The organism is Pseudomonas sp. B6001 (genome assembly GCF_013386015.1).
Taxonomy (GTDB): Bacteria; Pseudomonadota; Gammaproteobacteria; order Pseudomonadales; family Pseudomonadaceae; genus Aquipseudomonas.
In genome coordinates, this window is sequence record NZ_JACAOX010000017.1 from 1 (window position 1) to 15,982 (window position 15,982).

The 15,982-nt window shown below is 60.1% G+C and carries 16 protein-coding genes; 6 read left to right on the plus strand and 10 right to left on the minus strand.

The features are described 5' to 3' along the window. Positions 1-121 precede the first annotated feature (121 nt). The 5 genes from HX821_RS17345 to colR form a co-directional block, all read right to left on the minus strand. Positions 122-352 carry a hypothetical protein gene (locus HX821_RS17345; protein ID WP_008433604.1) on the minus strand — a complete coding sequence of 77 codons (231 nt, stop codon included), beginning with the start codon at positions 350-352 and terminating at the stop codon, positions 122-124. Next, positions 352-1,068 (minus strand): lipopolysaccharide kinase InaA family protein, encoded by a 717-nt coding sequence (locus tag HX821_RS17350; RefSeq protein ID WP_023659223.1) that lies wholly within the window; start codon positions 1,066-1,068, stop codon positions 352-354. The genes HX821_RS17345 and HX821_RS17350 overlap by 1 nt, the downstream gene beginning before the upstream one ends. A 4-nt stretch (positions 1,069-1,072) precedes the next feature. Then, entirely contained in the window at positions 1,073-1,753 is a 681-nt protein-coding gene (locus HX821_RS17355; protein WP_008433602.1) for a class I SAM-dependent methyltransferase, read from the minus strand. 188 nt (positions 1,754-1,941) lie between these two features. Further along, positions 1,942-3,222: a HAMP domain-containing sensor histidine kinase gene (locus tag HX821_RS17360; RefSeq protein WP_102369809.1), complete on the minus strand. Its 1,281-nt coding sequence runs from the start codon at positions 3,220-3,222 to the stop codon at positions 1,942-1,944. Beyond that, positions 3,212-3,895, minus strand: a complete 684-nt coding sequence (colR, locus tag HX821_RS17365; RefSeq protein ID WP_003208587.1) for a two-component system response regulator ColR — start codon at positions 3,893-3,895, stop codon at positions 3,212-3,214. Before colR ends, HX821_RS17360 begins: the two co-directional genes overlap by 11 nt. Positions 3,896-4,096: 201 nt before the next feature. Here colR and HX821_RS17370 point away from each other — a divergent pair, with 201 nt between their 5' ends. The 5 genes from HX821_RS17370 (at position 4,097) to HX821_RS17390 (ending at position 10,414) form a co-directional block, all read left to right on the plus strand. Then, positions 4,097-6,046 (plus strand): LTA synthase family protein, encoded by a 1,950-nt coding sequence (locus HX821_RS17370; RefSeq protein WP_177036140.1) that lies wholly within the window; start codon positions 4,097-4,099, stop codon positions 6,044-6,046. A 53-nt stretch (positions 6,047-6,099) separates the two neighbouring features. Then, the gene (locus HX821_RS17375) at positions 6,100-6,843 is read left to right on the plus strand and encodes a phosphatase PAP2 family protein (RefSeq protein WP_177036141.1); all 744 of its coding nucleotides are present in this window, start codon (positions 6,100-6,102) and stop codon (positions 6,841-6,843) included. Between the two features lie 74 nt (positions 6,844-6,917). Then, positions 6,918-7,616: a response regulator transcription factor gene (locus HX821_RS17380; protein WP_177036142.1), complete on the plus strand. Its 699-nt coding sequence runs from the start codon at positions 6,918-6,920 to the stop codon at positions 7,614-7,616. Next, positions 7,606-8,901, plus strand: coding sequence for a HAMP domain-containing sensor histidine kinase (locus HX821_RS17385; RefSeq protein WP_177036143.1), 1,296 nt, complete (start codon positions 7,606-7,608; stop codon positions 8,899-8,901). The genes HX821_RS17380 and HX821_RS17385 overlap by 11 nt, the downstream gene beginning before the upstream one ends. A gap of 85 nt (positions 8,902-8,986) precedes the next feature. After that, positions 8,987-10,414, plus strand: coding sequence for a glycosyl hydrolase family 8 (locus HX821_RS17390; RefSeq protein ID WP_177036144.1), 1,428 nt, complete (start codon positions 8,987-8,989; stop codon positions 10,412-10,414). A gap of 131 nt (positions 10,415-10,545) precedes the next feature. On the opposite strand, the gene groL is transcribed toward HX821_RS17390, so the two are convergent. From groL to HX821_RS17410, 4 genes are all read right to left on the minus strand, one after another. Then, the gene (gene groL / locus HX821_RS17395; protein WP_003208597.1) at positions 10,546-12,189 is read right to left on the minus strand and encodes a chaperonin GroEL; all 1,644 of its coding nucleotides are present in this window, start codon (positions 12,187-12,189) and stop codon (positions 10,546-10,548) included. 50 nt (positions 12,190-12,239) lie between these two features. Next, a complete protein-coding gene (groES, locus tag HX821_RS17400; RefSeq protein WP_017846112.1) occupies positions 12,240-12,536 on the minus strand; it encodes a co-chaperone GroES in 297 nt (98 codons plus the stop codon). Positions 12,537-12,785: 249 nt separating this feature from the next. Then, entirely contained in the window at positions 12,786-13,262 is a 477-nt protein-coding gene (locus HX821_RS17405) for an FxsA family protein (protein WP_003208601.1), read from the minus strand. A 66-nt stretch (positions 13,263-13,328) separates the two neighbouring features. Further along, complete coding sequence (locus HX821_RS17410; RefSeq protein WP_003208603.1) at positions 13,329-14,060, minus strand: HugZ family protein; 732 nt, start codon at positions 14,058-14,060, stop codon at positions 13,329-13,331. Between the two features lie 74 nt (positions 14,061-14,134). On the opposite strand from HX821_RS17410, the gene HX821_RS17415 reads away from it, so the two are divergent. Continuing rightward, on the plus strand, positions 14,135-14,893 hold the full coding sequence (locus tag HX821_RS17415) for an SDR family oxidoreductase (protein WP_003208604.1): 759 nt from the start codon (positions 14,135-14,137) through the stop codon (positions 14,891-14,893). 15 nt (positions 14,894-14,908) lie between these two features. On the opposite strand, the gene HX821_RS17420 is transcribed toward HX821_RS17415, so the two are convergent. Beyond that, positions 14,909-15,916 (minus strand): DUF481 domain-containing protein, encoded by a 1,008-nt coding sequence (locus HX821_RS17420; protein ID WP_003208606.1) that lies wholly within the window; start codon positions 15,914-15,916, stop codon positions 14,909-14,911. Positions 15,917-15,982 lie beyond the last annotated feature (66 nt).

Here is a 15,982-nt window from a genome sequence, read left to right on the forward strand (position 1 = left end):
GAACCATAAGCCGCCGTTACCGCAGCAACGGATATGTACTCGATCAACCAACCAACCCAAAACCCAAGCCCAAATAAAAGGCCTCGAACTAGCGAGGCCTTTTATTTGGGCTTCAATCTCTTCAACTCTGTGGCCTCATCCCTTGGGACATCCCGAACATGAACAACAACAACTCATGATCAGGCTTGGCCGCGACACCGACCTTGGCGATCCGCGGCATCGGGCATTGCTGCCCGACACCCTGCACCGCACTGAGAACTTGTGTCCGGGGCTGCTCCCAGGCAGCCAGGGCCAGGGCAGCTATGCCCAACGCCCCCAACAGAAACAAACCTCGTGCAATTTCTAGCTTCATTACGTTAAACCCTTGATAGCGCTGCCAAACGCCGTCTCGTAAAAGTAGCTCAGTTTTTGCCAGTCCGTAGCATTCCACGACGAATGGCGGCGCAACTGCAACATGTCATGCCGGGCCGCCCGCAAAGCGGTCAAGCGCTGCCGGCACTTCTCGAAATCCAGCAACGCCACCTCAACCTTCGCCGCGTCACCCTCACCCGTCACCCGCACAAAGATATGCTTGATATACAGGCAACCATGCTGCCAACGCCCCTTGTGCATCCGCGCCAACGTACCAGCCAGTTCCTTGAGCAAACGCTCATGCACCAACTCGCCATACTGCTCACGACCACCGGCGGCGTACCAGTTTTCGATCTCGTCGAAACCGTCCAGCGACGCCGTGACCAACAACGCCTTCCATTGGTGCTCAGGATCGCGACGGGCCTCACAGAACACCAACTCCGGCACGCGTACATCCAGCAAGCGCAGGCCCTTCAGGGCGTCACGCTCACGCAACACAGTGGGGCGCCCAAACGGATGGAGCCAACTACGGTAGATATGACCGGTCTGGCGCTTGCTGTAGAGCAAACGCCCATTGGTGCCCGTCACCCGTTGCACACCACTTTCACCGCCGCGACGACGATTGGGCTCTTCGACCCACTCGCCCTGCTGGCGCCAGAAATAATCAAATCGCTCCTCGGGAGCTACTTCACTACCTGGTAAACACTCGACAGCCATCCTGTTACCTCTTGCGCAATACATACACTCGCCACATGGCGTAGAGCGGTATGAAGTCCAGAGATTCCTGAACACGGAAACCGGCCTGCTCAAACTCTGCCTCAACAGTAGCAGCCGGTAACACAAACCGATTTTGGTAACCTTCCTGCTCACCCTTGTTGCGACGCCGCACTTCGGCACGCTTGCGTTTCCACGCCTTGAAGTTGCCGTCCACCCACAGCGAGATAATCACGCTGTCACGGGTAACACGCTGAAATTCGCGCAGTATTGCCAGCCTGTGCTCGGGGTCACCAATATGGTGCATCAAGCGCATGCAGAAAATACTGTCGACCGCATTATCTGGCAAATCGATATCAAAGGCAGACGTTTGCAAGGGGCGTACCCGTTTCACCACATCCGCCGGCTGGGCGACGGTGGCAATCTTCAACATCGACGCGGAGTTGTCGGCGCCGATGATCACGCGGTTGGGCTTTTCGGCCAGCAACGGCCAGAAACGCCCGGCACCACATGGCAAATCCAGCACCAGGCCAGGCTCACCGGCCATGGCCAGCGCACCACGGGCCAATTGCTCGTCGCGTTTGTGGGACAACCGGCGAGCCAGATTGTCCTGATGTTTGAGTAAATAATTCTGCGCGTGCTGATCGTCGTACTTTTCGGAAAATTCGAGCTTGATCGGGGTAGGCATCACCGGGTCTCCAGTTACTGATGCCTACAACCTTAAAAAGAATCCTGTGATCAACAGGTCAACACGTTGTGAAAAACTTGTCCTGTCGAATCGTATACATTACAAAACTTTGCAGACACAAGTCGTGGCATGATGCCATCTTCGGCGAAAATCAGGAAGTCTGCCGCAGCTTAGCGGCAGGGCAGGCATCAGGCTTTGACCTGACTCAATTCGACGTGAAAGCGGCAGCCGTTGGGCTCCATGGTGCTGAGGCTGACGCTCCAACCCTGGTTCTCGCAGATGCGCTGAACCAAGGACAAACCCAGGCCGAGACCTTCACCGCGCTTTTCACTGCCACGCACAAACGGTTCGAACATCGCTTCGCGCTTGTCCTCGGGAATGCCCACGCCAGTGTCTTCCACCACAAAACCGCTCGGTTCCAGGGTAAGGCGGATCAAGCCATGCTCGGTGTAGTGCAGGGCATTACGCAACAGGTTGCCCATGACCGCGTGCAGGAAGGTCGCGTTGTAGCGGGTATCCAGTGGATTGCCCGGTTGATAGATCAGCTCAAGGCCTTTGCGCTCGATCGGCTCACGCCAGATCCCCAGCAAGTCCTCGGCCACCTGGGCCAGGTTGGCCTGGGGCGACATGCCGGCCTCCTCGCGCTGGGCACGGGCCAGCATCAGGAAGGTCTGCACCAGTTCGCGCATTTCTTCACAGGCCCGCGCAATGCGCTCGACCTGCTTGCGGCCGCGCTGGTCAATCGCGGGGTTCTCCAGCAACAGCTCGCAGGAACTGGCGAGCACCATCAGCGGGGTGCGCAATTCGTGGCTCACGTCACTGGTAAACAGTTGCTCCCGGGACAATGCCTGGCGCAAACGGCCCAGGGTGGCGTCGAAGGCCACGGCCAATTCGCCGACTTCATCCGCGGCGTAATCCGGCGCCAGCGGTGGTGCCAGTCCGAGTAACTGGTCGCGGTGCCGCACCTGGCGGGCCAGACGCACCACCGGCGCCATTACCTTGCGCGCCAGCACCCAGCCGAGGAATACCGCCAACGCCAGGCTGAGTACAAACCCCACCAGCACCACGGCAAACAGCACGCGCTCGCGCTCTTCGAAATCGCTCTGGTCTTGCAGCAGGACATAACGGCGGCCGTCGACCACCTCGACCATGGCATGGTAGGACAACGCCTCCCGAAACACTTCGTGAAAACCAGGCTCCAGATGGCGCAAATCCTTGGGCAGCTCGAAATCGCCGGGGCCGCCGCTGAAGTAGAACAACTGGTCGGGCTCGGGGCGATGGCTCCAGTCCTCGACGCTGTCCATCAGCAACAGGCGTTGCAAGTCACCGCCCAGGCCTGCCGAAATGAGTTTTTCTTCCACCAGGTGCACCGTTGCGACGATGCCCATGGCGAAGGCCCCCGCCACCAACGCGCTCATCAAGGCGAAGGCGATGATGATCCGTTGGGCAAGGCTTTGCTTAAACTCCATCACGACCCTCGGCCAGGCGATAACCCACACCGTGCACCGTTTGCAGCAACGGCTTGGCGAAGGGTTTATCAATCACCTGACGCAGTTGATGGACATGGCTGCGCAGGCTGTCGCTGTCCGGGCAGTCATCGCCCCACAGGGCTTCTTCAAGAATCTCACGGCGCAATACATGCGGGCTTTTCTGCATCAGCACCGCCAACAGCTTCAGGCCGACCGGGTTGAGCTTGAGCAGGCGCCCTTCGCGGGTGACTTCCAGGGTGTCGAGGTCGTAGTTCAGGTCACCCACTTGCAAGGCACGGCGCCCGCCACCCTGGGCACGACGCAGCACCGCTTCGATACGCGCGGCCAGCTCCGACAGCGCAAACGGCTTGAGCAGGTAGTCATCGGCGCCGGACTTGAAGCCCTGCAGCCGGTCATCCAGTTGGTCGCGCGCAGTGAGCATGATCACCGGCGTGTCGCGGCGCGCGTCTTCACGCAGGCGTTTGCACAGGGTGTAGCCATCAATGCCAGGCAGCATGATGTCGAGCACGATCAGGTCGTAATGTTCGGTGGCAGCCAAGTGCAGGCCCGACAAACCGTCCTGCGCACAGTCTACGGTGTAGCCCTTCAGCCCCAGGTAATCGGCCAGGTTGGCCAGAATATCGCGGTTGTCTTCAACCAATAAAATTCGCATGGGCAGTGTCTCCGTACGCGGTAACGGCCGTGTTGGCTCGCGCAGCTTAAGGCCAAGTATGGCTCACGGCTAGGCCTGAAGGCCGCGCCGATTACTGTTTTCAACCGATTGGGGAACTTAACGAGTTTTTCACTATAGGTTCACAAGCTGACTACAGTGTCAGCGCGAAGATCGCGCCCATCGAAAATAAGGAACGTTGACATGGGTTTTCCAAAAACGGCGCCAATGCGCTATTTGCTGTTGGTGACCGGTGCCTGGCTGGTGGTTTTTCTACTGACCCGCAGCGTGCTGCTGGTAACCCATCTGGATGAGGTGAGCGGCAACCTGCTGCCGGTATTCGGCGTAGGGCTGCTATATGACCTCGGCTTCCTCGCCTATGCCGCCCTGCCCCTAGGCCTGTATTTGCTGCTGTGCCCACCGGGGTTGTGGCGCCTTCGTGGCCATCGCTGGTTCCTGCAGGCGGTACTCACCGTCAGCCTGTTCGCCATGCTTTTCACCAGCGTGGCCGAATGGCTGTTCTGGGACGAGTTCGGCGTGCGCTTCAACTTTATTGCCGTGGACTATCTGGTGTACTCCAAAGAGGTGTTGAACAACCTGCTGGAGTCGTATCCGATCGGCAAGCTGCTGAGCCTGCTGGCCGTGATGGCGATTGTCTTGAGCCTGGCCTTGCGTAAACCGTTCAACGCGGCGATGAACTCGCCGTTGCCTGCGATGCGCAAACGCCTGCTCAACGCCCTTGGTTTGTTGGTGGTGGCCGGCCTGAGCCTGCAACTGATCAACCAGGACAGCCCGCGCAGCCAGGGCGGTAACGCCTACAACAATGAACTGGCGAGCAACGGCCCGTATCAGTTTTTCGCCGCCTTCCGTAATAACGAGCTGGACTACAACCAGTTCTACAAGAGCCTGCCCACCGAGGTCGTCGCCAAGCAGCTGCGCGCCGAGCTCAGCGAGCCCAACGCGCGGTTTATCGGCACGGATCCGCTGGATATCCGTCGCGCCATTACCAACCCGGGCACGCTGCGCAAACCCAATATCGTACTGGTGACCATCGAGAGCTTCAGTGCAAAGTACATGGGCAGCAACGGCGACCCGAATAACCTGACGCCCAACCTCGACGCGCTGCGCAAACAGAGCCTGTACTTCAATAACTTCTACGCCACCGGCACCCGCACCGACCGTGGCCTGGAAGCTATCACCCTGGCCATCCCGCCAACGCCCGGGCGCTCCATCGTCAAGCGCATCGGCCGGGAAAGCGGTTTCGGCAGCCTGGGCCAACAGCTCAATGCCATCGGCTATGACAGTGTGTTTGTCTACGGCGGCCGTGGCTACTTTGACAACATGAACGCGTTCTTCAGCGGCAACGGCTACCGCGTGGTGGACCAGAGCAGCGTGCCTGAAGCGGAAATCAGCTTCAAAAACGCTTGGGGCATGGCCGACGAAGACCTCTATAAACAGACGCTGAAACTGGCAGATGCCGACTACGCCAAGCAGCAACCGTTCCTGCTGCAACTGATGACCACCTCCAACCACCGCCCGTATACCTACCCGGCAGGCCGCATTGATATCAAATCCGGTGACGGCCGCGACGGTGCGGTGAAGTACACCGACCATGCCATCGGCCAGTTCCTGGAGGCGGCGCGCCAGAAGCCATGGTTCGACAACACGATCTTTATCTTCGTCGCCGACCACACGGCGGGCAGCGCGGGCAAGGAAGACCTGCCGATGGTCAACTACCAGATTCCGTTATTCATCTACGCCCCCAAGCTGGTGGACGCCGGCGAGAACGCGAAGCTGGCCAGCCAGATCGACCTGGCGCCCACCCTGCTGGGCTTGCTGAACCTGAGCTACGAGTCGACGTTTTTTGGTCGCAACCTGCTGCAAGACAACCCGCTGCCGCCACGGGTAGTGGTGGGCAATTACCAGTACCTGGGGTTGTTCGACGGCAATGACCTGGCGATTCTCAGCCCACGCCAAGGCCTGCGTCGCCATGACCAGGCACTGGGGGACAGCCATGAAACCCGCGCAGGTAGCGATGACCCGTTGATCCAGCGGGCCATCACCTACTACCAGGGCGCCAGTTATGACTACAAACAACAGTTGCTTAGCTGGAGGGCGCCCAAGGACGAGGCTCCTAAGGTGAGTACACGCTAACCAAAAAGCCCCGGCCAGGTCTGACTGGGGCTTTTTTAGAGTCTGAGTGCGCCATGCAAGCAATCGCTGTTCGTCCGGTATCCCACCCCCTCAACTTCTGGCTGTGCCTCGGCGTGCCTGCCGTGCTGGCGGTGGCCATGCTGCTGCTGGAGCTGACGTCGCTGGACATGGACATCGCCAAGCTGTTTTACAACGCTTCCGAAGGCGGCTTTGTGGGCCGGCACAGTTTTTTTCTGGAGGACATTCTTCACGACCGCGCCAAGCAGATGGTGATCGTATTTTCGGTGCTGGCGATCGCCGGGCTTGCCGGGGCCTTTATTGTTGAGCGGCTTAAGCCCTACCGCCGGGAATTGGGCTGCCTGGTGCTCTCGCTGGCCCTGGCTACCTCGTATGTTTCGCCGTTGAAGACAGTGACCGGGGTGCAATGCCCGTGGAGCGTCAAGGAGTTCGGCGGCCAGGAGACTTACAGCGAGCTGCTGAGCCCGCGGCCGCCGACCGACAAGCCGGGCCGGTGCTGGCCGGGCGGGCATGCGGCCACGGGGTTTGCCTTGTTCGCGTTGTTTTTTGCCCTGAGGGATCGTCGGCCGCGGATGGCGCGCTCGGCGTTCATGTTTGCACTGGGGCTGGGCACGGTGCTTTCGGTGAGCCGGACGATGCAAGGGGCGCACTTTCTTTCCCATAACGTGTGGACGGCGATTTTCAGCTGGCTGATTTGTTTGGGCGCCTATTACTTCTTGCTGTACCGGCCGGTGAAAGCACCGCAGCCCGCCTACCAGAAGCAGCCCGCAACGCCTTGATGAACAGCCCTTGCCTCGCCGGGGGCAAGGGCGCAACACTCTGCGCACTTTTTTGGCAACGATCCTGCTGAGCCATGTCCGATACCCTGCTGCTGATCGAAGACGACCTGCCACTGGCGGCACTCACCGCCGAGTTTCTGCGTGCCGAAGGGTTTACCGTGGCCGTGGAACACCGTGGCGACCGCGCCGCCCAACGTATCCGCGATGAACAGCCCGCGCTGTTGATCCTCGATGTGATGCTGCCGGGCATCGACGGGTTCACCCTGTGCCGACAGATTCGCGACCACTACCCGGGGTTGATCCTGATGATGACGGCCCTGGACGAGAACGCCGAACAATTGGTGGGGTTTGCCGCCGGGGCCGACGACTACGTGGTCAAGCCAATCGACCCGCAACTGTTACTGGCAAGGATCCGCTCGCTGCTGCGCCGCCATCCCCAGGCCCCCCGCAGTTACTACCAGTGGGGCGCTTTTCGGCTGGACCTGAACAACCACTTCGCCTGGCTTGGCGAGGCGCCCTTGCAGTTTTCGGTGGCCGAATTCGAGTTGCTCGCCATCTTTGCCCGCCATTGCGGCGTATTGCTCACGCGGGAAAAGCTACTCCAGCGCCTGCGCGGCCTGGAGTACGACGGGCTGAACCGATCGATTGATATGCGGGTGTCGCGCTTGCGCAAAAAGCTGATGAGCCTTGAGTGCCCCGTGACCATCCAGACCATCACGGCGCAGGGATACCTGTTCGTCGAAATCCCGACGGGGAGCCAGCATGCTGTCTAAAGTCCGCCCGTGGATGGCCATCGCGGCCGGCACCAGCTGGGCCGCCCTCACTTTTTACCTGTTGTGGTTGTGCACGAACGCTGCGGTGTTTATCGGCGACTACAGTTTCCTGCGCCTGATGGCCGGGCCGGGTTATCTCGTTGCCGAGCAACTCAAGGCCTTGCCCGCCGAACAACGGGAGGCGCGCATCGAGTCACTGCAAGCACGCTTTCAGTACCCGGTGAGCCTGGTGAAAAAGGATGATATCGAGCTGCCGCCTGAAGCTATTGTGATGCTCGACCACCATCAGCCGGCGCAGAACAGTGATGAGGACGTCACCTACTTCCCGCTGGACGATGACACGGTGATTCAATTCGGTCCCTTGTGGGGAACTGCCGAAGTGAAGGACCTGCTGCAATATCCGGTGTACTGGGTGACCGCCTGTGTCGCCGGCCTGCCGGTACTGCTGTTTCTCTGGATTGCCCTGCGTGCCCGGCGCAAATACACCCATGACCTCGATGCCCTTAATGCCTGCATTGCTACCCTCGCCCGCTCGCCCAACACGCTGCTGCCCGCGATGAGCCAGGAGTGGGCGCCGCTGCTGCTGACCTTGCAACGGCATGCGCTGGATATCAGCTCGATGGGCGAACGCCACCGGGAGGTTTCCCAGGCGGTGTCCCACGAACTGCGCACCCCCCTGGCGCGGATGCGTTTTGCCCTGGCACTGCTGAGTAAAAGCGCCGACCCCGACACCCGCACCCGCCTGCAAGAGCGCCTGCACACCGATATCGAAGAACTGGAGTCGCTGGTTCGCGCCAGCCTCGCCTTTGCCCGGCTGGCCGATGCACCCAGCGACCTGCAGCATGAGCCAATCAACATCCATGCCTGGCTGCAGCAGGAGTTTGCCCTGCTGGACGGGCACCATCGCTTGCTGACCCTGGACACCGACCCGGCCGACCTGGAACTGATCGGCGACCGCGCCCTGCTGCATCTGATCGTGCGCAACCTGTTAAGCAACGCCATTAACTACGCCCGCGAACGGGTGAACGTCAGCGCTGCGTGCCAGGGCCAGCACCTGGTGCTGCATGTGGATGATGACGGCCCGGGCGTACTGCCGGAAAACCGCGAAAAGATCTTCGAACCCTTCGTGCGCCTGGCCATGGGCGGCGACGAGCCCAGCGGATTTGGCCTCGGCCTGGCACTGGCCAAGCGCGCCACCCACTGGCACGGTGGTGAGCTGTCGATCACCCGCAGCCCGTTGGGCGGCGCACGCCTGACCCTGACCCTCGCACTGCGCCCGGCCTAGGCTGTTACAGCCTGTGACAGTGGAACATCCGCGCTGCCGCTAACCTCGCGACCTTGCCCTTTGGATCAGGTTGGAGAGTCAGCTCATGCGTCACCCTAGACGGCATCTGCCCACGCTGCTGTTATCACTGTGCATGGCCGCCGGTTCATGGTCAGGCGGCGTTGCGGCCCAGAATGTCCACGCGCCCTACTACCCCGGCACCATCCTGCCCAATCGCCAGCCCCAGGCGATCATGGATCAACAACTGGTCACGTTCTACAAGGACTGGAAGGCGGTTTACCTGTCGGGGGAATGCGGCAGCGGCCGGTATTTCATCAAGGTCAACGCCGACCACAAACCCGTGGGTGGTGGCGCCGCGCCCAACACCATCACCGTGTCCGAGGCCCATGGCTACGGCATGCTGCTCACTGTGATGATGGCCGACTACGATGACCAGGCCCAACGAGTTTTCGACGGCATGGTGCGCTACTTCCAGGATCACCCCGCAGCGTCCGATCCCGGCCTGATGGCCTGGAACCAGACCGAGGGATGCGGCGACTCCACCGATCCTTTCCGTGGCGACGTCAGTGCCACCGATGGCGACCTGGACATCGCCTACGCCCTGCTGCTGGCCGATCAGAAATGGGGCAGCGAGGGCACCATTGACTATCGCAGCGAGGCCAACACGGTGATGGCGGCGATCATGAAACACGAGGTGCACCCCAGGACTCAGCACCTGATGCTCGGCGACTGGGCCGGTACCGACGGTGACGCAGAGCTTGAGTACACCACCCGCAGCTCGGATTTCATGCAGTCGCACCTCTACAGCTTTTTCGCCATGACCGGGGACAAGCGCTGGCAGGCGGTGCGCGACAAGACCTATTCGATCATCAGTGACTTTACCCAACGGTACAGCGCCAACAGCGGGCTGGTGCCGGACTTCATCAGCCACCTGGACACCTCGATCACCCCGGCGCGGCCCGATCTGGTGGAAGACTCATACGACGGCAGCTATTCGTGGAACGCGGCCCGCTACCCGTGGCGCATCGGCCTGGATTACCTGATGTACGGTGACCCGCGTGCGCTGTACACCTTGACCACCTTCAACCGCTGGGCACGCGCCACCACCCACGATGAGCCGGGCAACTTCAACAGTGGCTACCGAATCGACGGCAGTGCGATCGAGGAAGCGCACAATGAGCCGGCCTTTGTGGCGGCACTCGGGGTCAGCGCAATGATCAACCCCGACAATCAGCTGTGGCTCAATAACCTTTGGGACAACCTGCAACGCCGGTCCATCCGTGACCATGACTATTACGGCAATACCCTCAAACTGCTGGGCATGGTGGTCATGTCCGGCCATTGGGAGCGGCCCCAACCGGCGCCCCTCAAAAAAACCGCACACGTGCCTGTCCATCCGTCATCCGGCTCTGCGGCACCGGGACCCGTGGCATCTTTGCCGCCCGCCTCGCACCTGATGCTGGCTCGCGGCTTCATGTTCAAGAAACTGCTGGGGCGTCGCGGCGTCAGCTGAGGCGTGCGCGTAAAGAGAGACGCGGAGCGTCCCTGGCGGCATTCCCACGCAGAGCGTGGGAACGATCAGCATAAAAAAACCCCGCCTGCATCGCTGCAGGCGGGGTTTTTCAGTATCGGGGTAAGACTGGCTTACATCATGCCGCCCATGCCGCCCATACCGCCCATGTCTGGCATACCGCCGCCAGCTGGAGCATCTTCTTTGATCTCGGCGATCATTGCTTCAGTGGTGATCATCAAGCTGGCAATCGACGAAGCCGCTTGCAGAGCCGAACGAGTCACTTTAGCCGGGTCCAGGATGCCCATTTCGATCATGTCGCCGTATTCGCCGGTAGCAGCGTTGTAACCGAAGTTACCCGAACCCTGCTTGACCTTGTCGACCACTACGCTTGGCTCGTCGCCGGAGTTGGCAACGATCTGGCGCAGAGGTGCTTCAACAGCACGACGCAGCAGAGCGATACCGACGTCTTGGTCAGCGTTGTCGCCTTTCAGCTCGGAGATAGCCTGCAGAGCGCGAACCAGCGCCACGCCACCGCCAGGTACCACGCCTTCTTCAACGGCTGCACGGGTAGCGTGCAGGGCGTCTTCAACGCGGGCTTTCTTCTCTTTCATTTCAACTTCGGAACCCGCGCCAACCTTGATCACTGCAACGCCGCCGGACAGCTTGGCCAGACGCTCTTGCAGTTTTTCACGGTCGTAGTCGGAAGTGGTATCAGCCACTTGAGCGCGGATCTGGGTAACACGTGCCTGGATGTCAGCTTCAACACCAGCACCGTCGATCACGGTGGTGTTTTCCTTGGTCACGGTGACGCGCTTGGCATTACCCAGGTGTTCCAGGGTAGCGCTTTCCAGGCTCAGGCCGATCTCTTCGGAGATAACGGTACCGCCAGTCAAAACAGCGATGTCCTGCAGCATGGCCTTGCGACGATCGCCGAAACCAGGTGCCTTGACAGCAACCACTTTCACGATACCGCGCATGTTGTTCACAACCAGAGTCGCCAGGGCTTCGCCTTCAACGTCTTCGGAAACGATCAGCAGTGGGCGACCGGCCTTGGCAACAGCTTCCAGAACTGGCAGCAGTTCACGGATGTTGGAGATCTTTTTGTCAACCAGCAGGATCAGCGGGCCGTCGAGCTCGGCGGTCATGGTGTCTGGCTTGTTGACGAAGTACGGGGACAGGTAGCCACGGTCAAACTGCATGCCTTCAACAACCGACAGTTCGTTTTCCAGGCCCGAGCCTTCTTCAACGGTGATCACGCCTTCTTTACCGACTTTTTCCATGGCTTCGGCAATGATGTCGCCGATGGAGCTGTCGGAGTTGGCCGAGATGGTGCCGACCTGAGCGATTGCCTTGGTGTCAGCGCATGGCTTGGACAGGGACTTCAGCTCTTTGACAATGGCGATGGTCGCCTTGTCGATGCCGCGTTTCAGGTCCATCGGGTTCATGCCGGCAGCGACGGCTTTCAGGCCTTCGTTGACGATCGACTGAGCCAGAACGGTAGCGGTGGTGGTGCCGTCGCCTGCGTCATCGTTGGCACGGGAGGCAACGTCTTTGACCAGCTGCGCGCCCATGTTTTCGAAGCGATCTTTCAGCTCGATTTCTTTGGCGACGGAAACGCCGTCCTTGGTGATGGTCGGAGCGCCGAAGCTCTTCTCGATGATCACGTTACGGCCTTTAGGGCCCAGGGTCGCTTTTACTGCGTCAGCCAGGACGTTCACACCGGCGAGCATTTTCTTACGGGCGGAATCGCCGAATTTAACTTCTTTAGCAGCCATGATCGATATTCCTTAAATACTTTGTAGTAACGGGAAGATGAACGGGGAAATCAGCCTTCCAGAACAGCGAGAATCTCGTTCTCAGCCATTACCAGCAGGTCTTCGCCGTCGACTTTCACAGTGTTGCTGCCGGAGTAAGGGCCGAACACAACCTTGTCACCCACTTTCACAGCCAGCGCACGTACTTCTCCGTTTTCCAGGGTCTTGCCTGGGCCAGCAGCGACAATCACACCGTGGTTGGCTTTTTCAGCAGCCGAACCTGGCAGCACGATACCGCCAGCGGTTTTCTTTTCTTCTTCACTGCGACGGATGACGACGCGGTCATGCAGAGGACGAAGCTTGCTCATTGTCGATCTCTCCTAATTGTGTTTTTCATCGGCCGGTGTCAATTCCGGCTAGTTAAATTCCGGCGGTGCCGGTCGCGGTTCGCGGCGCGAAACGCGGAAGTCTGTCTGGTGTCGCCACCAGAAACCTTGCGGTGACCGTTACATAAGGGCGCATAAGCTTATTACAAGGGTACCGAGATGAAAATTTTTGTGTCGGGGGGCGTCTTCAAAAGCCGCACGGCACCCGCGGGTGCCGTGCCAGTGAGGGGATTACTTGGGGTCGCGGTGTTCGAACTCACCTTCGATCACGTCACCTTCGCGCCCCAGGGGCTGGCGCGGGGCCGGGCCACCACGGGGTTGCAGGTCATCGGCAAAGGCGCGCTGGCGAATGGCAGCCTCTTCGGCACGCTGGCGCATCTTGCCCGCCAGCACTTTGCGAGTGAATGGCAGCAACATCACCAGGCCAACCACATCGCTGATAAAGCCCGGCAGGATCAGCAGGCCACCGGCCAATGCCATCATCAGGCCTTCGAGCATGGTCTGGGCCGGCAGCTCGCCGCGATTCAGGCTTTCGCGGGCACGCAGCGCCGTGGCCAGGCCGGCGACGCGCAGCACCAGTACGCCGAGCATCGAGCCGAGAATGATCAGCAGCAGCGCCGGGAAAAACCCGATTGCCCCGCTGACTTGTACGAATACGAACAGCTCAAGCACCGGAAACAACAAAAAGAGCAACAAAAAAGGGCGCATCAAATGGTTCCTCAACGCAAGAATGCCTTGCTACTTCACCTTAGATGACGTCGCCGTTTCGTGAATTCAAGCTTCAGCGGCTGCTTTTTTCGGCCAGACCTCGGCGTGAGCCAGGAAAACCAAGGCTTCGCGTACTTGTGTCGGCGTGTTGCAAGGCTCGGCAAAGGGCAGCCAGTAGAGGGCCTGGCCAATGCGCAAGTGCATGCCTTCGCTGTCGATACCGGCCAGTTGCGCAGGCTCGGAGGTCGGCAGGCCGGCCAGTTCGACATAGTGGGCAATCGCCTTGGTGTGGTCGCTGTTCATGTGCTCGACCATGCTCAGTTCGGCCTTGCCGGCAAACGGATTGGCCAGGGTCAGTTGGTCGACCCAGTGGATCGCGCCGAACCCGCCGATATAGCGATGGCGCACCGGCTTGAGCACCCAGAAGTCAAAATCATGGGCCTTGTGGTAGTTCGCCGAGTCCGGGAAATAGCGGTAATAACGCTCGGCGGCGGCTTCAATCGCAGCGCCGTCTTCGAGCTTTTCGGCCTCGGCGAGGTAGGTCAGGCGCCCTACCGCTTGCACGTCGTCAGCCTCACGCTCACCGACCAGCAACGAGCACTTGGGGTCTTTCTGCAGGTTATGGGTGTGCTGGGCGATACGGCTGATCAGGATCAGCGGCCGGCCCTCGGCGTCCAGGCAATACGGCACCACCGAGCCAAAAGGGAAACCGGGCATGGCCTTGGACAAGGTGGCGAGTGCCCCACGGTATTCCTTGAGCAGTAGTTCTCGGGCATTCTTGGCAACGTGCGCGCTCAACTTATGACTCCTTCGATAAATTTCGTCAAAAAAAAACCTGGATAGCCGCTTAATTCTGCCCACAGGACTTGCGAATGCATCTCAACGACAAAGTAATCATTATCACCGGCGGTTGCCAGGGTTTGGGCCGCTCCATGGCCGAGTATTTTGCCGCCAAAGGTGCCAACCTGGCGCTGGTGGACCTCAATCAGGAAAAACTCGACCAGGCGGTGGCCGCCTGCCAGGCCCATGGGGTGAAGGCACGCGCCTATCTGTGCAACGTGGCGAATGAAGAGCAGGTGACCCACACCGTGGCACAGATCGCCGAAGACTTTGGTGCGATCAACGGCTTGATCAACAACGCCGGAATCTTGCGCGACGGCTTGCTGCTCAAGGTCAAGGACGGCGAGATGACCAAGATGAGCCTGGCCCAGTGGCAGGCGGTGATCGATGTCAACCTTACCGGGGTGTTCCTGTGCACCCGTGAGGTGGCGGCAAAAATGGTGGAGCTGAAGAACCAGGGCACCATTATCAATATCTCGTCGATCTCGCGGGCCGGCAATGTCGGGCAGACCAACTACTCCGCCGCCAAGGCCGGTGTAGCGGCCGCCACTGTGACCTGGGCCAAGGAGCTGGCGCGCTACGGCATCCGCGTGGCGGGCATCGCACCGGGGTTTATCGAGACCGAGATGACCCTGGGCATGAAGCCCGAGGCCTTGGAGAAGATGACCGCCGGCATTCCCCTCAAGCGCATGGGGCGGCCCGAGGAGATTGCCCATTCAGCGGCGTATATCTTCGAGAACGACTACTACACCGGGCGGATTCTGGAAATGGACGGCGGGTTACGCCTTTAATTACCAAGCGGCTCGTTACCAGGCGACGCCGAACCCTGCGGTGTAGCGGGTCTTGCTCAACGCACTTTCCGAGTCGCCACTAATAATGTCGCGCTCGGCCTTGAGGTTGAGGGAGGCCCACTCGGTGACTTTGTAGCGCAAGCCCATTTCCGCATCCAGGGAGTACTCGGACGGCCCGGCCAGCGGTTTGCCCACTTCGCCATTGGTGAAGAATTCAACGGTCTTGCCCACCAGGTAGCGGTTGTAGTTCCACTTCATGGCCAGCGAATAGAAGTTGTCCTTGCCGCCGTCCTGGTATTCATAGTCGGTGCGGTTGACCAGCGAACCGAGGGAGAACGCGCCCAGTTCGTCATCCCAGAATTGGTAGCCCGGGCCGGTACCCACAGTGCGCTGGCGGGACAGGTCCTCGACCTTGTCGCGCTTGTAGGTCAAGCGGCCCTGCCAGAACCAGTGTTCGGTAATAAACCGGTCCAGGTCGTACTCCAGCGCCCAGTTGTCGGTGGTGGTCACGTCGTCCTGGAATTCGCGGTTGTACTCGCCCTCGGCGGTATGGCGCCACTGGCCATGGCGGGCAGTGGTCTTGAAGTCGATGTCGTAGTCGTTGGTGTCTTTTTCCGCGCGCTTGTAGTCCAGCGCCATATCGACATTGCCCTTCCACACCAGGTCCTCGATCACCGGCTTGGGCTTGATGATCTGCTGGATGCTCGCCAGCTCGACGGTCTTGGGCGCCTCGCCGTTGGCCAGGATGACCTTGCCATCGTCGGCCGGCTGCAGGGACTTGGCCTTCTCACCGCTGTAGGCATCCTGCTTGACCAGCAATTCCTGATCGCTCTCCAGGGTCTTGACCTGCTTCCAGTCCACCGGGATCGCGCCGGCATAGTCGGTCTGGATCAGCAGCTTGCCACCGTCGAAAACCTTGATCTTGCCGGTCAGGCGGTCACCGTTCTTCAACCAGACGGTGTCGGCGAGCAACGGGGTGGAGGCGCTGAAGACAGCGAGGCACAGCAGGGTTCTGGACAACATAAGCGGATATGGGGCTCGAGTTTGACGAAAAAACGGGCATTATCGGGGTGGATAACTTCTTAGCAA

Coding starts and splice junctions, on each gene's coding strand:
- HX821_RS17355 (WP_008433602.1), bottom strand. CDS start 1,753: ATGCCTACCCCGATCAAGCTCGAATTTTCCGAAAAGTACGACGATCAG.
- HX821_RS17350 (WP_023659223.1), bottom strand. CDS start 1,068: ATGGCTGTCGAGTGTTTACCAGGTAGTGAAGTAGCTCCCGAGGAGCGA.
- HX821_RS17360 (WP_102369809.1), bottom strand. CDS start 3,222: ATGGAGTTTAAGCAAAGCCTTGCCCAACGGATCATCATCGCCTTCGCC.
- HX821_RS17375 (WP_177036141.1), top strand. CDS start 6,100: ATGCAAGCAATCGCTGTTCGTCCGGTATCCCACCCCCTCAACTTCTGG.
- HX821_RS17345 (WP_008433604.1), bottom strand. CDS start 352: ATGAAGCTAGAAATTGCACGAGGTTTGTTTCTGTTGGGGGCGTTGGGC.
- groES (WP_017846112.1), bottom strand. CDS start 12,536: ATGAGCAAGCTTCGTCCTCTGCATGACCGCGTCGTCATCCGTCGCAGT.
- HX821_RS17420 (WP_003208606.1), bottom strand. CDS start 15,916: ATGTTGTCCAGAACCCTGCTGTGCCTCGCTGTCTTCAGCGCCTCCACC.
- HX821_RS17380 (WP_177036142.1), top strand. CDS start 6,918: ATGTCCGATACCCTGCTGCTGATCGAAGACGACCTGCCACTGGCGGCA.
- HX821_RS17390 (WP_177036144.1), top strand. CDS start 8,987: ATGCGTCACCCTAGACGGCATCTGCCCACGCTGCTGTTATCACTGTGC.
- HX821_RS17370 (WP_177036140.1), top strand. CDS start 4,097: ATGGGTTTTCCAAAAACGGCGCCAATGCGCTATTTGCTGTTGGTGACC.
- groL (WP_003208597.1), bottom strand. CDS start 12,189: ATGGCTGCTAAAGAAGTTAAATTCGGCGATTCCGCCCGTAAGAAAATG.
- HX821_RS17405 (WP_003208601.1), bottom strand. CDS start 13,262: ATGCGCCCTTTTTTGTTGCTCTTTTTGTTGTTTCCGGTGCTTGAGCTG.
- HX821_RS17385 (WP_177036143.1), top strand. CDS start 7,606: ATGCTGTCTAAAGTCCGCCCGTGGATGGCCATCGCGGCCGGCACCAGC.
- colR (WP_003208587.1), bottom strand. CDS start 3,895: ATGCGAATTTTATTGGTTGAAGACAACCGCGATATTCTGGCCAACCTG.
- HX821_RS17415 (WP_003208604.1), top strand. CDS start 14,135: ATGCATCTCAACGACAAAGTAATCATTATCACCGGCGGTTGCCAGGGT.